This window comes from Flavobacterium sp. CAU 1735, from assembly GCF_039888695.1.
Taxonomy (GTDB): Bacteria; Bacteroidota; Bacteroidia; order Flavobacteriales; family Flavobacteriaceae; genus Flavobacterium.
Map to the genome: position 1 here is coordinate 23,972 of NZ_JBDQQQ010000010.1, position 16,419 is coordinate 40,390.

The following is a 16,419-nucleotide window of genomic DNA, read 5'->3' on the forward strand; positions in this document are numbered from 1 at the left end:
CCAATTAATGGTTGCAATATATAAAAAAACCTTGGTCCGCTTTTAGTTAAATTTAACAAAAATCAATAATTAACGATTCCCTCCGGATCCCGTAAAATTTAATCATTTAATTAAAAAGAATAAAACTGTTTTTATTTCATTCTAAAATCTATATTTGCAATATAAGGCCGATGTGGCACGGATTTTATGTTGCATTTTTAGGGTTATTTTACGTATATTTGCTTTTTTGTAAAAATACTTGCAAAAAAACACGAAATGTTTTTTTACCAACATTTTGTTTTCAGAATTTCCCTCCACATTTTATCCTTTCAGAAAAAACATTACAATATTGTGAATATCATTCAAAGTTATCATTCGAAAACGCAAAACACTAATGATATTCAGTCAATATTCATAAATAATTATGATCAAAGACATTACTTTTATTACCGTAAATTACGCCCCTGAAGATACTGCTATTGGTTTATACACCTCACAATTAGCCGAGTTCCTGGTTACAAAAGGATATAATGTTTCGGTAATAACCGGGTTTCCGTATTATCCAATGTGGAAAATTCCGGAACACTATCAGGACAAACCGCGCTTTTATTCGGAAGAAATTAATGGTGTAACCATTTACCGTTATAAGTTTTATGTACCGGAAAACCGGAATTTTTTCCACCGTATACTCCATATACTCTCTTTTAATTTCGGAAATGTCTTTAACCTAAAGAAAATCAAAAAGGCCGATCTGGTTTTTTGTAATATCCCTTTTACCACCAATGTGGTGCTTGGATTGTTTTTAAAAAGACGCCTGAAAGCCAAATTATGGACTTCCATTAAAGATTTTGAGTTCGATGCCGCCTATGAATCCGGTTTGCTAAAGCAAAATCCGATCTCCGCTGCGTTTAAAAAACTATTATACAAAATTGAAGCCTATCTGTTTGTAAAATCGGATATTATTAGTTCCATCAGTTTTAAAATGGTGGATCGGATTAAATTAAAAGCCCCTCAAACCAATCCTGTTTTTTTCCCGGACTGGGTCGATGTGGATTTTATAAATCCAGATAATTACAAGCAACACGACTATATTTCAAAAGATAAATTTACCGTTTTATACTCTGGCAATATCGGTCAGAAACAAAATTGGGAAGTTTATATTAACTTAGCCAAAAAGTTGCAGCAGTTCCCGGACATCGATTTTGTATTGGTGGGCGAAGGTGCTTATAAAAATGAGTTGCTTCAGGTTTTAAAAGACAATAACCTGATGGGATTCATTCGCTATTACGAACCGATACCCTATGAGGATCTGTCGAATTTATTATGTAGCGCCGATTTACACGTGTTATTTCAGAAATCTGATGTGATCGATTCGGTTATGCCTTCAAAAATATTAGGAATGATGAGTAGCGCGCGACCATCGGTTATCACAGGTGATCTGAGTTCGGAAGTGGCACGACATATTAACTCCTCGCAAGGATGGGGTTATTATACCAATGAAGACAGTGATGCCATTTACAATGCAGTGCTGACTTTAAAGAACGATAAAAATTTACAAAAAGAAACCGGAGAAAAAGCGCGTGCCTATATGGTCGAGAATTTCTCCAAGAATATGATTTTAAATTCATTTATTGAAAAGATCAATACATTATAATTAATACTATAATTATGAAAAAAATAATAGTTTTAGGTGGAGGTGGTTTTATTGGAGGCCATTTGGCAAAACGATTAAAAAATGAAGGAAATTTTGTCCGCATTTGCGATATAAAAAATCATGAATATTTTGCACACGAGGAAATCTGTGATGAATTTATAAAAGGGGATTTAACCGATCCTGTTTTGGTTGCCCGCGTAATCGACGAAAGTGTCGATGAAGTATACCAGCTGGCTGCCGATATGGGTGGTGCCGGTTATATCTTTACCGGAGAAAACGATGCGAATGTGATGCATAATTCTGCTATGATCAACCTTAACGTCGCCAAAGAATCGGTGGTGAAAAAGGTGAAAAAAGTTTTTTATTCGTCTTCAGCCTGTATGTATCCGGAATACAACCAATTGGATCCATCCAACCCGAACTGTGAAGAGTCATCGGCCTATCCGGCAAATCCGGATTCGGAATATGGTTGGGAAAAATTATTCTCCGAAAGATTATTTCTGGCTTTTAATCGAAACTATAAATTAGATGTTCGCGTAGCGCGTTTTCACAATATTTTCGGACCGCAGGGAACCTGGAAAGACGGTAAAGAAAAAGCACCGGCTGCCATGTGTCGTAAAGTGGCCGAATCGGAACCGGGATCACAAATCGAAGTATGGGGCGACGGACAACAAACCCGTTCTTTCCTTTATGTTGACGAATGTGTGGAAGCGGTATTGCGTTTGATGGAATCCGATTTCTTAGGTCCGGTGAATATCGGTTCGGAAGAAATGGTTACGATCAACCAGCTGGCTGAAATGGCAATCGCTATTTCCGGAAAAGATATTACGATTAAAAACATCGAAGGTCAGGAGTTTTTCGACAAATATGGTTTCAAATGTCCTACCGGTGTACGTGGTCGTAATTCCGATAACCGTTTGTACAAAGAAAAAATCGGTTGGGAAGTTTCAGAACCGTTACGTGACGGAATGGTGAAAACCTTTAGCTGGATTAACCAGATGGTACACGAAAACAGTTATAAAATATAATTTCCGCTGAAGCAAATTAATCCTTTCAACAGCTGTTTGAAAGTAGTACAATCGCGCTATGAACTCTAAAAGTCCTTTGGCTTTATTCCAAAAACTAAAAAACAACCATCTGTTGATGAGTGGTTTTTACAAAGGCGGTTCCGGATTAGCACTGTTTATTTCCATTCCATTGTTGATCAAGTATCTTGGGAATGAAGATTATGGCATCTGGGTTTTAGTGTTTACAGTTTTTCAATGGGTTTTACTTATGGATTTTGGAATCCAGAGTGCACTCAAAACAAAAATCCCGATTCTGCTTCACAATAACGAAATAGATTTAATAAAAGGCTATATTAAAAGCACCTATAAATATGGTGCTTATATAGCCTTATGTATTTTTATACTTGCCACTGCTTATGTGTCTCTTTTTGACATCAAAACGGCGCTGAATATCTCCTTTCACACCCGGTCGTTTGTCTGGCTTCTTTTTACGGTTAATATTTTCTTCTTTTGCTCCAATCTGGTTGCCGGTATCCATAAATCGCTGTATGTCGCTTATCTAAAAGGTAAATATGCCGAAGAATCGCTTGCCGTGAATCAGTTCGGTTTTCTGTTCCTGTTTGGTATTGCGATGTTCCTTTTTCCGGATATCCGTCCGGAATACAAACTGTTACTGGTTTCGGTTCTGAATGGCGGTTTCTGTTTGCTCGTAAATATCGGATATACGATTCGCTTCTTTAAAATGGAGCAATTAAATCTGAATACAAAACAAAAACCACCTAAGCATTTTATCCGTGAAACACTAAAAATCGGAATGAAATTTATGGTTATCCAATTGTGTATGATCTTGTTTTTTACGGTAGATAACTATATTATTTCGAACAATTTTAGTCCTAAAGACGTCGTTCCTTATGACTCGGTTAATAAAATCTTCCAACTTCCGGTAATGGTACTATTCGCAGCATTATCGCCTATGTGGTCGATGTTTGCAAAAGATTATGTTGAAAAAAAACGTCAGAATTTATTGTTGAGTTTTAAACGTTTTAATCTTTTTTCAATTGGGATAACCCTTGCTATTGCCATTCTGGCGCTTATCTGTCCGTTTATTATTTCGATATGGATTAAAGAACCGCTCTTGATTCCGGACAATCTTGTACTTTTGATAGCAATTATAACCGCTATTCGGATTTTCACTACGTTTTACACTAATTTCCTTAATGGAATTGGAAGGTTAAATCGTTATACTGTCATTATAGTAGTAAGTTTAATTGTAAAAATTCCTCTAACCTATTTTTTGATATCTTTAGGATACGGTATAAACAGTGTCGCTATTTCAACGGTATGTATCTTGATTTTTTGGCTCATTTTTATTCCTTTAGAATGCTATAGCATTGTTCGTCGTATTTCAAAATAGTTGGTTATCGATAGTGTGGATTTGGATTATAAAAAGCAACGATTAAATACTGTGTTCTAAAATTTCTTTTATTTATATCTTTTTCCAGATGATTTTTATATGTAAAAGAAATCTTAAATTTGACAGCCCTATTCTTTTAAAACCCAAACAAAAAGAAACCAAGGTGTTTAAACAAAAGTACTTCCAATATAACGGCGTACTTTTTTAGTTTTGGGAACAGAATATTTTATTTAAAATTTAATTTATGTCAAAAATTCTTATCACTGGTGGCTCTGGTTTTATTGGTACGAACCTAGTAGAATATCTTAGTTTAAAAAATCATGATATTGTTAACTACGATATTAAGGAACCTAAAAACAAAGCATTTCTTAAAAACTGGGTTCAGGGTGATATTCTGGATAAAGAAAAACTTCAGGCTTGTTTCGATACATTTAACCCGGAATATGTAGTACACCTTGCGGCGCGAACCGATTTGAATGAAAATCATTCTTTAAAAGGATATGCTGCTAATATAGAAGGGGTTCACAATATTGTTGCCATTATTAATGCCTCAACTTCTGTTAAAAGAACAATATATGCCTCCAGTCGGATGGTGTGTCGCATCGATTATATCCCGAAAGATTTTAACGATTTTTGCCCGCCAAATCTATACGGGGAAAGCAAAATGATCGGCGAAAAATATGTAAAAGAAAATGCCAATCACGATTTTGTTGTTGTTCGACCAACTTCAATCTGGGGTCCTTATTTCGAAATTCCATATAAAACGTTTTTTGATACCGTTCGAAAAAAAATGTTTTTTATCCCGAAAAACCATAACCCGAAAAAATCGTTTGGTTTTGTTTTAAATTCCATTTTCCAATTGGAAAAAATGCTTTTTGCCCCTAAGGAAAATCTAAATCAATGTTATTATCTAACCGATTATCCGCCATTACAATTAAAAGAATGGGCGAATATGGTTTCAGCCGAATTTGATAACGGTAAAATAATGGAAATCCCAATGTTGCCACTAAAAATAATCGCCACATTTGGAGATCTGTTTTATAAAATGGGATGGAAAAATCCACCTTTAACATCGTTCCGATTAAATAACCTGATTACGCATATGGTGTATGACACTACCGATTTGGAAAAATTATGTGGCGATTTGCCGTATACCGTTCAAGAAGGGGTAAAAATGACAACGTCCTGGATGAAACAAAGCAATTCTTAAATAGTCGCTGCATTACATTAGAGTGCTACTAAACAGAATTACAATTAAATAATTATATGTATAAAAACTACTTTTTTAACTATGTTCCATAAATTGTCCGTAATTATTCCTGCTTATAATGAAGGGAAAACGATTCATTTGATACTTGATAAACTAAAAAAAGTAGTTCTTGAAAAGGATATCCAAAAAGAAATCATTATTGTAAACGATTGTTCAAAAGACAATACCGAAGAGGCTATTTTGAATTATATTTCAAATAACCCGGAGATGAATATCCAGTATTTTAAACACGAGGTTAATCAAGGGAAAGGAGCCGCTTTGCATACCGGAATTCAAAAAGCTACCGGAAATTATATGATCATACAAGATGCGGATCTGGAATATGATCCGGAAGAATATAACCTGCTTTTAAAACCGGTTTTATCCGGTTTTGCCGATGTTGTTTACGGTTCCCGTTTTATGGGCGGTAATCCGCACCGCATCCTGTTTTTCTGGCATACCATTGGAAATAAGTTTCTAACATTTCTTTCGAATATGTTCACCAACCTGAACCTTACCGATATGGAAACCTGCTATAAACTTTTTAATACGCAGATCATTCAAAGTATTCCACTTCGGGAAAAACGTTTTGGATTTGAACCGGAAGTAACTGCGAAAATTTCACGGGTTCCGAATATCCGTATTTATGAAGTTGGAATTTCCTATTATGGCAGAACCTATGAAGAAGGAAAAAAAATTGGGTGGAAAGACGGTTTTCGCGCTATCTATTGTATTTTAAAATATGGATTGTTTAAAATAAAGTAATATGTATGTTCTTGTAGTTTGCTTTCTGGTTATCAGCTTTATTTTTATCGTAATCGGTAAGAGTTTTGTATTGTATTTTGAGACTAATGCAAAAGATAATTATTCGGCCACCGATTCCTTTTTTATCGGATTGTGTCTAACCGGAACTGTATTAAATATCTGGTCGCTATTTTTGCCGACCGATTTTTTCGCGCTACTCTTTCTGATTCTTTTAACTGCCTTTTTATTTTATCGCAATTCCGGTTATTTTATGCCTAAGGTTAAAGCTTTGTTCCATCGGATAAAATCAGAAAAGCTTTTTTCGTTATTATTACTTGTTGCAACGGCAATACTCCTTTTGTTTGCCATTATACTTCCTAAAAATTTTGATACATTCTTATATCATGTAAATGCTATTCAGTGGAATGAAATGTATCGCGTCGTACCTGGATTGGCTAATTTTCACGATCGATTCGGATTTAATTCTTCCATGATGGTTTTGAGTGCCGCGTTTACTTTTAACGCGGTTTACAATCAGTATATTTTTGCCATTAGTTCTGTATCTTTTTTAGTGTTTTTTTTCTGGCTGTTACGTCACATTTATTTTCGAAAAGGCGCCATTGGTATTATGGCACTGCTTTTTTTATATTTTTTCACGCAACAGTACGGTTCCGATATTTCGTCACCCAGTACCGATTTACTTCCGAATATTCTGGTTGGGTTCGTTTTACTTTCTTTATTGTTCGAAAACAATTCCCTGCAAAAAAAATACCTGCTTTACAGCATAATCCCGCTTTTTAGTCTTACGCTTAAGTTATCGATTTTCCCAATTGCCTTTTTAGGACTTGCAGTGTTATTTAATGATTTTAAAAATGTTGTTCCTCGTTTGAAAAGTCTGATCCTACTCGGTTCTTTTTTATTGATTCCCTGGTTGATCCGAAATGTCATTTTAACCGGATATCTTGTATTCCCAATGGATCAATTGCATCTTTTCAATTTTGACTGGACCGTGCCAAAAGAAATTATTTCGGAAACAACAAAAGGAATTTATTCGTGGGCCCGAATTCCTCATAGAGATTTTAACGAAGTGCTGGCTATGTCTTTCCAGGAGTGGTTTCCAATATGGTGGAAAGCCGTCGTACCTCATAATCGTTTCCTTTTTATTCTAGCAGCTCTTGCGCCTGTTTCAGCCGTTATCTATTTTTTCACCCGAGGAAAAGAAGTGAAAAAAATTGGGCTTCTTGTCACCGGAATTGCTTTTTCCGGATTCCTGCTTTGGTTGTTTACAGCTCCTGATTTCCGATTCTCTTTTTCTTTTATTCTGGTTCTGGCTTTTTTCCCTGTTCTGATACTACAGCCATTGATCGAAAAGTTTAAAGTTGTTTTTAATCCTCTTTTAATCGTATCGTTGCTTTTTTCTTTTTATATGATCTATCAAAGTGCTTATGCGCTTTTTTGGGAAGATTTCCGCAGAGGAAAAGATATGACGCTGTTTTATTTACCGGCTGACATTTATTATGTAAAGAAAAAACGAAACATTAAATTTGACAGTCATATTCTTTTAACACCCGAACAGAAAAAAATTGAGGTTTTCGAACCCAATCCAAATCACTATCAGTGTTATGATAAGTTTCCATGTACCTGGTTTTTTAATTCGAATATTAAATTAAGAGGCGAGGATTTGCAATCAGGCTTTAAATATTAAATGTTTCAACCGCATAAAAAAACGGTTTCTGATTTACAGAAACCGTTTTTTTATGATCTATTATTGCCTTTACTCAAAATAAAATCCAACGCTATCCAATGTATCGTTTCGGTTTTTATTTTCTTTTTAACGTGTTCTGATATAATAAATCTATTTCAATGTATTTATTGTTTTTCCCAAGATTAAAGTCAAGCATTCCTGCCAGTTCAAAGGATCTCTCATTCAGAAACGTATTCACCTCCGTAAACGTCGGCTGGTTTTTATAAAGCTGTTCCAGATTCGCTTCGATTACGATATAATCGATATTCTTAATGGACTCTGTTCCGCCTCTTAAAACTTCCAGCTCATAACCCTGAACATCGAGTTTTAGCAAGGTGGTCTGATTTTTATTATTCAACTCCGCTGCGAAAATTCCGTCAAGTGTTTTTATTTCAACATCAATCTGATCTAAAGCATTTTCTCCTTTCGGATAATGAACATTTTCAGCACTAAGGTCTAAAATAGAACTGATATGCCCGTATTTGTGTCGGTTGAATTTTATAGAGCCGTTTTCATTTCCAAGCGCCATATTGTGGGTTCTGATCTTTTCATTTTTTTTGAACATCTCCTCAATTTTTGGATATAGATTGGGTAGTGGTTCGAATGAGTCTATAGAAGCATTGGGATAAAAGTGGTTGGCAACTTTAGAAAACTGGCCGGAGTTGGCTCCCACGTCGATTATTCTGTCCAAATGAGGAATCGACTTCTGTAAATTAGAAACGACTTCAAAAGATGCTATAGAATATATGTTCCCTTTTATAAATTGTAAAATCCATTTCGATTTAGTTACTACAAATAATTGTTTTATTATAGTAGAGTATTTCATTATCTCTTAATTTTAGTAATGCAAGTTATAATAAAACCGATACATCAAAAAATAATCTCTGAAAATAATTCATTTAATACTTTATGCTATTTCTTTTTTATAAAATTATATTTGCAATTATAGTACTGTATCACAATACCTGAATATTCTGATTATTAATTTATATTTAACGTCTGAATTATTTCCCTCCGGTCAACAGTAGAAAACAGTATTTTAACAACGTATTACATACGCCATAATAGCTAGATCATAAAATGAAAATATCTATACGCAAATATCTTTTATATTCTTCAGTTTTTGCAATTTTCACGGAGGCTTTCTTTTTCCACCTTATTATAGACTGGAAACTTTTATATCTGATCATTCTTGTTAATTATTTTTTATTGCTTAGAATCAAAAAGCTGAAATTTAATATTTATTTCTTGCTTTTATTATTAGGTTTCCTCGTACATGCTTTAACTGCGAATACCCTTATTGACATCCCCTACCGCTATGCCATTGCACAGTTAATCGGGATTTCCATTTTAGGGATATACTATTATAATTTTATTCCGCTTTACCCGCTTTCACAAATTAAATCGGTCTATTCAAAAATGTGTCTCTATGTGGCAATTTTGGGATATCCGCTCTATTTTTTAAATATCAATGTTAATGATGGTCGGCTACAAAGTATTTTCACAGAACCGGCTCACTATGCAATCGTTGTGATTCCTGCCTGTTATTATTTTTTTAAAGAAAAAAAATATTGGTCTTTTGCTGCAATATTCGGGACATTAATTCTATCAAACTCTTCTTTGGGTTATATAGGCTGTGGCTTAATGTTTATTGTTCCTAATATTTCCCTGAAAAGGATTTCTTACCTCGTTTGTTTACTTCCTGTTATTATCGGTATTTTCATCTATATCTATCAGGAGTATCCGTTTTTTAAATTAAGAGTTGAAGAAACATATGAATCATTAAACGTAATCAATACCGGAAAATTTGATAATAAAACCAACCTTAGTTCTTATGCGTTGATTAGTAATCTCTACGTTGCAAAAAATAATATTCAAGATCATCCCTTAGGTACTGGTATCGGAAGTCATATTCATATGCATAAGGAAGTTTATCTGAAACAAATGCGGCCTCCTCAGTATATTCGGACCCAAAACAAACACACCATTAATGCACCCGATGCCAATTCCTTATTTACACGAATTGTTTCGGAAATGGGAATATTCGGATTTTTACTGATTTTTGTATTGCTGTACCTTGCTTTCAATGTGTTTCAATACAAAGATATGGCCTTGGCTCAGGGTCTTTTTATTTATATTCTTTTAAAATTATTCAGAGACGGACATTACTTCCCTCCAGAATTCTTCTTTTTTATATGGTTATTATACTATTCGTTAAAAGAAAAAACAGCTCTAAATAATAATAAGCCTTTACCTTAATTAGACCTCATGAAAACTATATATCAGGTTGCCGAAAATGTTTCGTTTGACAGTGGCGGCGTTCGAACTGTTTTGGTTAATTTAAACAATTACCTCAATTCAGACAATCACTATAAATCTGTTATTCTTACCAATAGAAAAGAACCTCAGGATAATTATACTGTTTTTCCTACAGACAAACCTTGGGATTATTCCAAAGAATTTAAGAATTATATCCATTCCAATATCAACCGTGAAACGCTTTTACATATTCATGGTGTTTTTATGTATACGCAGTATATAACCGGTAAGCTGGCAAAAAGCAAAAACATCCCTTATGTCATAACACCACACGGAATGCTGGAACCTTGGCATTTGGGTGAAAAAAAACTGAAGAAGCAAATTTATTTGGCGCTGTTTCTGAATACATTGCTGAAAAATTCTAAAATAATACATGCCATAACTCCTATCGAAAAAGACAATCTTTTTAAACTAACAAACCACAAAAATATTGTTGAAATTCCGAATCTACTTCATTTTTCCAATCTACCGGCAAATCTGAATTACAATCCGGATGAAGAGTATCTGTTGTTTTTAGGTAGGATTCACCCTAAAAAAGGACTGGATATTTTGATTGAATCGATGTGTAAGATTCAAGATAAAAAAATCAAATTAAAGATTGTCGGCTCCGAAAACGATTATTCACCGGAGTTGCGAAAACGCTGTCAGGAATTAGGGCTGGAAAACAGAGTGGAATTTGTGGGTGGTGTTTTTGGCGACGAAAAATACCGTCTTTATGCGAATGCAAAAGCTTTTGTAGCGCCTTCTTATTCAGAAGCAGTGGGTATGGTCAATCTGGAAGCTGCTGCCTGTAAAACACCGGTTATCACTACCTATAATACCGGTATTAATCCGGAATGGAATGGAAACGGAGGAATAATGATTAATCCTGTTTTGACCGAGTTGACAGACGCTATAAATCAAGTAACCAGTTGGAGTACAAACGAACGGGAAGAAAGAGGCGTAAATCTTTCAGCTTATGTTTATCAAAATTATAGCTGGGAAAAGAAGGGCCATCTATGGAATGATCTTTATGATATGTTATAAAAAAGGGGACTAAATAGTCCCCTTTTTTTATTTTACCAATACGGCTTCCAATTGTTCGTTTCCAACCATTCTTGGTGGATACTCCCCGCCGAAATTCATAATATATCGTAAGCCTTTCGGATCCCATCCAACGCTATTACCCATATCAAAGTATTTCGCATGCATGTTGTTTGATCCATCAATAACGACTTTACCATTGTTTAATACATTGATTCCTTTAATCGTTACGTATTTCTGTTCTTTATTCGAACTTAAATCCACCTGAACATTTTCCATACTTAAACCTTGTGGTACATCTATTTTAATGTTCTGCATATTTGGCTGGCCTACTATTTTAAATTTTGTAGGGTGGTCATAATCCCAGTACCCTGCTTTTTTAAACACTAATAGTAGTTCATCATCTTTTTCATAAATTGCATCAAGTGTGATCGCATAATTATCTGCTACTACCACTTCTTTTTGCTCAGAAGAAGTTTCCGCCTCTTCTTTTTTGTTATCTCTACCACAGGAGAATAAAAGAATACTACCTAAAAACAATAAGCCAATTTTTTTCATTTTTTCTGTTTTTGAATGAACAAATTTATCATATTTTTTTATATGTCTTAAAAAAATTTTATTTATTTAAAATAATATATTTGCCATTGAATCGACGCTTTGATGCGTCCTGACAGTCTATAATCAAAATATTGATTATCATATTAATACAATAAAAATATGCGACTACGTATAAAAGAAATATCCGAAAAATTATTTTTATTTTTTATTCCCCTGCTTTTTATTTTCCCTTTCTTCAAAGAAAATATCTCAACCTTCTTTTTTATATTGGTTGCTTTAAATACCGGGCTTTACAGTTATTCCACGAAAAGCTATAGAAATTTTGATTTTAAAGTTTTATACCTAACCATTCCGTTTTGGATCATAACGGTGTTTAGTCTTTTGCGAATGGAACTGGTCGAAAATCTGGTGGCGATCAATCACGCTTTGTTTTTTTTACTGTTTCCGGTTGTTTTTTCATTAATCCCGAAGACGTTCTTTTCCGGTGAAAAAGTGAATCTGTATCTCACCATCTTTAAAAATACCTGTCTGATTATTGCCGTTAGTTATATCGTTGCATTTTTGTATAAATACGACTTTTCAGATTTCTTTGTATATCAGTATAACATTCCGAAATTCCGTGATTTCGTATATTCCGAAATTCCTTTTTTCCGAATACATCCGACGTATTATTCATCTATGATAATTGTGTGTACCGCTTTTAGTTTTAAAAAGGTGCTGGAAAAGAAAGCCTATTTCGAATTGTTTTATGTTGCAGCATTCCTGCTGATTACCTTTTTATTGCTTTCAAAAATAAACATCCTCTTTCTGTTTGCCCTTTTAATTTGTATGCCATTAACACTGCGCCATTTTAGTCTGAAAAGAAAAGTAATGGTCACGGTTTCTTTTCTCTTACTCGGAAGCATTCTTGCTTTTTCGATACCCGGAGTTAAAAACCGATTTGTAGAAATGTATAACAGTTATAATAATCCGCCTAAAGGGCTTTCTTATGATTCTACAAATGTGCGTCTTTCGATAACGAAATGTAGTATCGAATTAGCTAAAGAACATTATTTGTTTGGAGTGGGTTTTGGTAAACTTCAGGAAAGTTTGGACGAATGTTATAAAACCAACTATGATTCTGATTTTTTTGTAACGATTAAGTACATGACGCATAATTACTTTTTATATATGCTTATTTCGGCAGGTATTTTCGCACTACTATTCTTCCTGTTTTATTGCTATAAAGTTTTTCGCGTTGTATTAAAAGTCGATCAGTTCTTACTCTATGTAATGACACTAAACATCCTGATCATTTGTTTTACCGAAGATTTCTTTTACAGACATTATGGTATTTTCTTTTTCCATCTGATTCTGATGACATTCCTTAGAAACGATGCTTTCCGGAAAAATCCGACTTCGGATGAATTAAAAAATCCTGAAAATTAAAGCTGCTGTAGTGCTTTGGATAACGATACTTCCCAATTGGTACTATCGGTTTTAAAAATGTTTTTGATTTTCTGCTTATCCAATACACTGTATTTTGGACGTTGCGCCGGTGTTGGATATGCTGTTGTAGGTATTGAATTTACTGTAATGGCGGTATGACTTAATTCGAATATCTTCTTAGCGAAATCATACCAACTACATAAGCCTTCATTGCTAAAGTTATAAATTCCATACGGTTTACTATCATTTTGAAAATCATAACGGATTATTGTAATGAGTGCTTCGGCCAGATCAACCGCATAAGTGGGTGTTCCAATCTGATCATCGACTACGTTAAGGGTATCCCGTTCGGAAGCCAGTCGTAACATCGTTTTCATAAAGTTGTTACCAAATTCGGAATAGACCCAGGATGTCCTCACAATGTAGTATTTTGACCAGGTTATTTTTATAGCCTGTTCCCCTTCCAACTTTGTTTTTCCATAAACGCCTTTCGGATTGGGTATATCATCTTCAGTATAGGGCGTACTCTTTTCGCCATCAAAAACAAAATCCGTTGAAATATGAAGTAAAACGGTATTCGTTTTGGCGCAGGCTTCCGCCAGATTTTGCGGTCCTTTTACATTTACCTGAAATGCTTTTTCCGGCTCACTTTCGGCTTTGTCAACAGCAGTATAAGCCGCCGTATTAATACAGTAGGCCGGCTGTGTTTTCCGAAAAAAAGCAATAGTCTTTTCTGTATCCGTTATATCCAAATCAGCAGACGAAGCAAAAACAAAATCAATTTCCGGGTAGTTTTCCGAAATAGATTGTAATGATTGTCCTAATTGTCCCGACGAACCGGTTACCAGTACTACCATATCTTTCGGGCTTTATCAAATGTGGGCAAAAACTGGTCTTTTTCGGAAATCAATAATTCCGAAGCTTCCAGTTTCCAGTCAATCGACAGGTTCGGGTCATTATAAATGATTCCGCCTTCGGATTCTTTATTGTAAAAATTGTCGCATTTATAGAAAAAAGTAGCCGTTTCACTAAGTACCAAAAAACCGTGTGCAAATCCTCTTGGGATAAATAACTGCTTTTGGTTTTCGGCTGATAATACTTCTGCTACATATTGACCATAGGTTTCCGACTCCGGACGGATGTCGACTGCTACATCCAACACTTCTCCCTGTAAAACGCGAACCAATTTCGCCTGTGCGTGTTCTCCGGTCTGATAATGTAATCCCCGTAGTACACCTCTGGACGAAAACGACTGGTTGTCCTGAACAAAATGAACGTCCTCACCGGTTCCATCGCGGAATGTTTTTTCATTAAAACTTTCCATAAAATAACCTCTCGCATCCTGAATCACTTTGGGTTCAAGTATATAACAGCCGGATAGTTTTGTAGGAGTAATCGTCATTTTTTTATTCTAATATGCTTAATAAGTGTTTTCCATAGCCGCTTTTTAATAACGGTTCCGCCAAAAGCTGCAATTGTTCGGCATCAATAAATCCCATTCGGTAGGCCGCTTCTTCAATGGCTCCGATTTTTAATCCCTGGCGTTCTTCGATAACCTGTACAAACTGTCCGGCCTGCATTAACGACTGGAACGTTCCGGTATCAAGCCAGGCGGTTCCACGGTCTAAGATACTCACCTGAAGTTTTTTTCTTTCGAGGTATTCTTTGTTGACATCGGTTATTTCCAGTTCGCCACGGTTACTCGGTTTGATATTTTCGGCTATCGAAACGACATCGTTATCATAAAAATAGATTCCCGGTACCGCATAATTTGATTTCGGATAAATCGGTTTTTCCTCTATCGAAAGTACTTTCCCATCCTTATCAAAATCAACCACGCCATAACGTTCCGGGTCGTGTACGTGATAGGCATAAATGATCCCGCCATCCGGATTGTTATTCGCCTGAAGTAATTCGGCTAATCCGGTTCCGTAAAAAATATTATCACCTAAAATCAGCGCTACTTTATCGTCTTTAATAAAATCTTTACCAATAATAAAGGCCTCCGCAAGTCCGTTAGGGTTTTCCTGTACGGCATATTCAAAACGACAGCCCAGTTTACTTCCGTCGCCTAATAATTGACGAAAGAGTGGTAAATCATGTGGTGTAGAAATGATCAGTATTTCACGGATTCCTGCCCACATTAATGTCGACAGCGGATAATAAATCATTGGCTTATCATAGATAGGCATTAACTGTTTGCTCACGGCCAGCGTAAGCGGGTGTAATCTGGTGCCGGAGCCTCCTGCTAATATTATCCCTTTCATTTTATGAAATGCTTTATTATTTTTTGTCAAATTTGTTTAGATACCAGGCAATGGTTTTCCGAATTCCGGTTTCGAAATTTTCATCGGCTTTCCAGCCCAATTCCGTTTCGATCTTAGTTGCATCGATCGCATAACGCAAATCGTGTCCCGGGCGGTCTTTTACAAAAACAATCTGTTCTTGATAACGGCCTTCGGTTTTAGGTTGCATTTCGTTTAATAGCTCACAAATTGTATTGGCTATATACAGGTTGTTGCGCTCGTTTCGTCCTCCGATATTATAGGTTTCGCCTGCTTTTCCGTTTTTAAAAACCAATTCGATTCCTTTACAGTGATCCAACACATACAACCAGTCTCTTACATTTTGTCCATCGCCATAAATCGGAATGTTTTCTCCCGAAATCGCTTTGCGGATAATGGTTGGAATCAGTTTTTCATTGTGCTGTTTCGGACCGTAATTATTGGAACAGTTTGTCGTTACCACCTGCATTCCATAGGTATGAAAATAACTTCTTACAATCATATCGGAAGAGGCTTTTGAAGCCGAATATGGACTATTGGGCGCATAGGATGTTTCTTCTGTAAACAATCCGGTGGCACCTAACGTTCCGTAAACCTCATCGGTTGAAATATGATGGAAACGCGATTGTTCATATCCTTCTTTATAGTGATTCGGTCCCGTCATCCAATGTTTACGAGCGGTATCCAACAGGTTGAATGTTCCGATGACATTGGTTCGGATAAAAGCTTCCGGTCCAGAGATTGAATTGTCCACATGCGACTCGGCTGCAAAATGGATCACATCCGAAAAATCATATTTTTCAAAAAGCGTCTCGATCAACTCACGGTCGCAGATATCGCCTTGTACAAAAGTATAACGACTGTGATTGGCCACTTCTTCCAGATTGGCCAAATCTCCTGCATAGGTCAGCTTGTCTAAATTAACTACGTTTATATCCGGATTCCCTTCTATAAAATAGGTTACAAAATTGGCTCCTATAAATCCCGCACCTCCGGTTATCAGTATGTTTTTCAT

General features: G+C 35.5%; 15 protein-coding genes. 9 read left to right on the plus strand and 6 right to left on the minus strand.

Annotated features, from left to right (window positions below; genetic code table 11):
* The first annotated feature begins 403 nt into the window (after positions 1-403).
* The 6 genes from AAFN64_RS16940 to AAFN64_RS16965 all read left to right on the plus strand — a co-directional run bounded on the left by AAFN64_RS16940 (position 404) and on the right by AAFN64_RS16965 (position 7,752).
* Positions 404-1,633, plus strand: coding sequence for a WcaI family glycosyltransferase (locus AAFN64_RS16940; RefSeq protein WP_300488840.1), 1,230 nt, complete (start codon positions 404-406; stop codon positions 1,631-1,633).
* A 14-nt stretch (positions 1,634-1,647) separates the two neighbouring features.
* Complete coding sequence (locus AAFN64_RS16945; RefSeq protein ID WP_347761388.1) at positions 1,648-2,661, plus strand: NAD-dependent epimerase/dehydratase family protein; 1,014 nt, start codon at positions 1,648-1,650, stop codon at positions 2,659-2,661.
* A 58-nt stretch (positions 2,662-2,719) separates the two neighbouring features.
* Positions 2,720-4,054 (plus strand): oligosaccharide flippase family protein, encoded by a 1,335-nt coding sequence (locus AAFN64_RS16950; RefSeq protein ID WP_347761389.1) that lies wholly within the window; start codon positions 2,720-2,722, stop codon positions 4,052-4,054.
* Between the two features lie 244 nt (positions 4,055-4,298).
* Complete coding sequence (locus tag AAFN64_RS16955; RefSeq protein ID WP_347761390.1) at positions 4,299-5,264, plus strand: NAD(P)-dependent oxidoreductase; 966 nt, start codon at positions 4,299-4,301, stop codon at positions 5,262-5,264.
* A gap of 81 nt (positions 5,265-5,345) precedes the next feature.
* Complete coding sequence (locus AAFN64_RS16960) at positions 5,346-6,068, plus strand: glycosyltransferase family 2 protein (protein WP_300488828.1); 723 nt, start codon at positions 5,346-5,348, stop codon at positions 6,066-6,068.
* A 1-nt stretch (position 6,069) separates the two neighbouring features.
* Complete coding sequence (locus tag AAFN64_RS16965; RefSeq protein ID WP_347761391.1) at positions 6,070-7,752, plus strand: hypothetical protein; 1,683 nt, start codon at positions 6,070-6,072, stop codon at positions 7,750-7,752.
* 115 nt (positions 7,753-7,867) lie between these two features.
* Here AAFN64_RS16965 and AAFN64_RS16970 read toward each other — a convergent pair whose 3' ends face one another.
* Positions 7,868-8,617 carry an FkbM family methyltransferase gene (locus tag AAFN64_RS16970; protein ID WP_347761392.1) on the minus strand — a complete coding sequence of 250 codons (750 nt, stop codon included), beginning with the start codon at positions 8,615-8,617 and terminating at the stop codon, positions 7,868-7,870.
* A gap of 254 nt (positions 8,618-8,871) precedes the next feature.
* On the opposite strand from AAFN64_RS16970, the gene AAFN64_RS16975 reads away from it, so the two are divergent.
* Positions 8,872-10,050 carry an O-antigen ligase family protein gene (locus tag AAFN64_RS16975; RefSeq protein ID WP_300488819.1) on the plus strand — a complete coding sequence of 393 codons (1,179 nt, stop codon included), beginning with the start codon at positions 8,872-8,874 and terminating at the stop codon, positions 10,048-10,050.
* Positions 10,051-10,059: 9 nt separating this feature from the next.
* Positions 10,060-11,136, plus strand: coding sequence for a glycosyltransferase (locus AAFN64_RS16980; protein ID WP_347761393.1), 1,077 nt, complete (start codon positions 10,060-10,062; stop codon positions 11,134-11,136).
* Positions 11,137-11,163: 27 nt separating this feature from the next.
* Here AAFN64_RS16980 and AAFN64_RS16985 read toward each other — a convergent pair whose 3' ends face one another.
* Complete coding sequence (locus AAFN64_RS16985) at positions 11,164-11,691, minus strand: hypothetical protein (RefSeq protein WP_300488814.1); 528 nt, start codon at positions 11,689-11,691, stop codon at positions 11,164-11,166.
* A 159-nt stretch (positions 11,692-11,850) separates the two neighbouring features.
* Between AAFN64_RS16985 and AAFN64_RS16990 the strand changes: the two genes are divergently transcribed.
* A complete protein-coding gene (locus AAFN64_RS16990) occupies positions 11,851-13,119 on the plus strand; it encodes an O-antigen ligase family protein (RefSeq protein ID WP_300488811.1) in 1,269 nt (422 codons plus the stop codon).
* On the opposite strand, the gene rfbD is transcribed toward AAFN64_RS16990, so the two are convergent.
* Genes rfbD through rfbB form a run of 4 tightly spaced genes read right to left on the minus strand, consistent with a single transcriptional unit; the run spans position 13,116 to position 16,419 of the window.
* Positions 13,116-13,976, minus strand: a complete 861-nt coding sequence (gene rfbD, locus AAFN64_RS16995; RefSeq protein ID WP_347761394.1) for a dTDP-4-dehydrorhamnose reductase — start codon at positions 13,974-13,976, stop codon at positions 13,116-13,118. The two genes, AAFN64_RS16990 and rfbD, sit on opposite strands and share 4 nt — an antisense overlap.
* The gene (gene rfbC, locus AAFN64_RS17000; RefSeq protein ID WP_300488805.1) at positions 13,970-14,521 is read right to left on the minus strand and encodes a dTDP-4-dehydrorhamnose 3,5-epimerase; all 552 of its coding nucleotides are present in this window, start codon (positions 14,519-14,521) and stop codon (positions 13,970-13,972) included. The genes rfbD and rfbC overlap by 7 nt, the downstream gene beginning before the upstream one ends.
* Before the next feature lie 4 nt (positions 14,522-14,525).
* A complete protein-coding gene (gene rfbA, locus AAFN64_RS17005) occupies positions 14,526-15,386 on the minus strand; it encodes a glucose-1-phosphate thymidylyltransferase RfbA (protein WP_300488802.1) in 861 nt (286 codons plus the stop codon).
* A gap of 16 nt (positions 15,387-15,402) precedes the next feature.
* The gene (gene rfbB / locus AAFN64_RS17010; protein ID WP_347761395.1) at positions 15,403-16,419 is read right to left on the minus strand and encodes a dTDP-glucose 4,6-dehydratase; all 1,017 of its coding nucleotides are present in this window, start codon (positions 16,417-16,419) and stop codon (positions 15,403-15,405) included.

What these genes read in the sequence shown, in the direction of transcription:
- AAFN64_RS16940 (WP_300488840.1), top strand. Translation starts at nt 404, where the DNA reads ATGATCAAAGACATTACTTTTATTACCGTAAATTACGCCCCTGAAGAT.
- AAFN64_RS16945 (WP_347761388.1), top strand. Translation starts at nt 1,648, where the DNA reads ATGAAAAAAATAATAGTTTTAGGTGGAGGTGGTTTTATTGGAGGCCAT.
- AAFN64_RS16950 (WP_347761389.1), top strand. Translation starts at nt 2,720, where the DNA reads ATGAACTCTAAAAGTCCTTTGGCTTTATTCCAAAAACTAAAAAACAAC.
- AAFN64_RS16955 (WP_347761390.1), top strand. Translation starts at nt 4,299, where the DNA reads ATGTCAAAAATTCTTATCACTGGTGGCTCTGGTTTTATTGGTACGAAC.
- AAFN64_RS16960 (WP_300488828.1), top strand. Translation starts at nt 5,346, where the DNA reads ATGTTCCATAAATTGTCCGTAATTATTCCTGCTTATAATGAAGGGAAA.
- AAFN64_RS16965 (WP_347761391.1), top strand. Translation starts at nt 6,070, where the DNA reads ATGTATGTTCTTGTAGTTTGCTTTCTGGTTATCAGCTTTATTTTTATC.
- AAFN64_RS16970 (WP_347761392.1), bottom strand. Translation starts at nt 8,617, where the DNA reads ATGAAATACTCTACTATAATAAAACAATTATTTGTAGTAACTAAATCG.
- AAFN64_RS16975 (WP_300488819.1), top strand. Translation starts at nt 8,872, where the DNA reads ATGAAAATATCTATACGCAAATATCTTTTATATTCTTCAGTTTTTGCA.
- AAFN64_RS16980 (WP_347761393.1), top strand. Translation starts at nt 10,060, where the DNA reads ATGAAAACTATATATCAGGTTGCCGAAAATGTTTCGTTTGACAGTGGC.
- AAFN64_RS16985 (WP_300488814.1), bottom strand. Translation starts at nt 11,691, where the DNA reads ATGAAAAAAATTGGCTTATTGTTTTTAGGTAGTATTCTTTTATTCTCC.
- AAFN64_RS16990 (WP_300488811.1), top strand. Translation starts at nt 11,851, where the DNA reads ATGCGACTACGTATAAAAGAAATATCCGAAAAATTATTTTTATTTTTT.
- rfbD (WP_347761394.1), bottom strand. Translation starts at nt 13,976, where the DNA reads ATGGTAGTACTGGTAACCGGTTCGTCGGGACAATTAGGACAATCATTA.
- rfbC (WP_300488805.1), bottom strand. Translation starts at nt 14,521, where the DNA reads ATGACGATTACTCCTACAAAACTATCCGGCTGTTATATACTTGAACCC.
- rfbA (WP_300488802.1), bottom strand. Translation starts at nt 15,386, where the DNA reads ATGAAAGGGATAATATTAGCAGGAGGCTCCGGCACCAGATTACACCCG.
- rfbB (WP_347761395.1), bottom strand. Translation starts at nt 16,419, where the DNA reads ATGAAAAACATACTGATAACCGGAGGTGCGGGATTTATAGGAGCCAAT.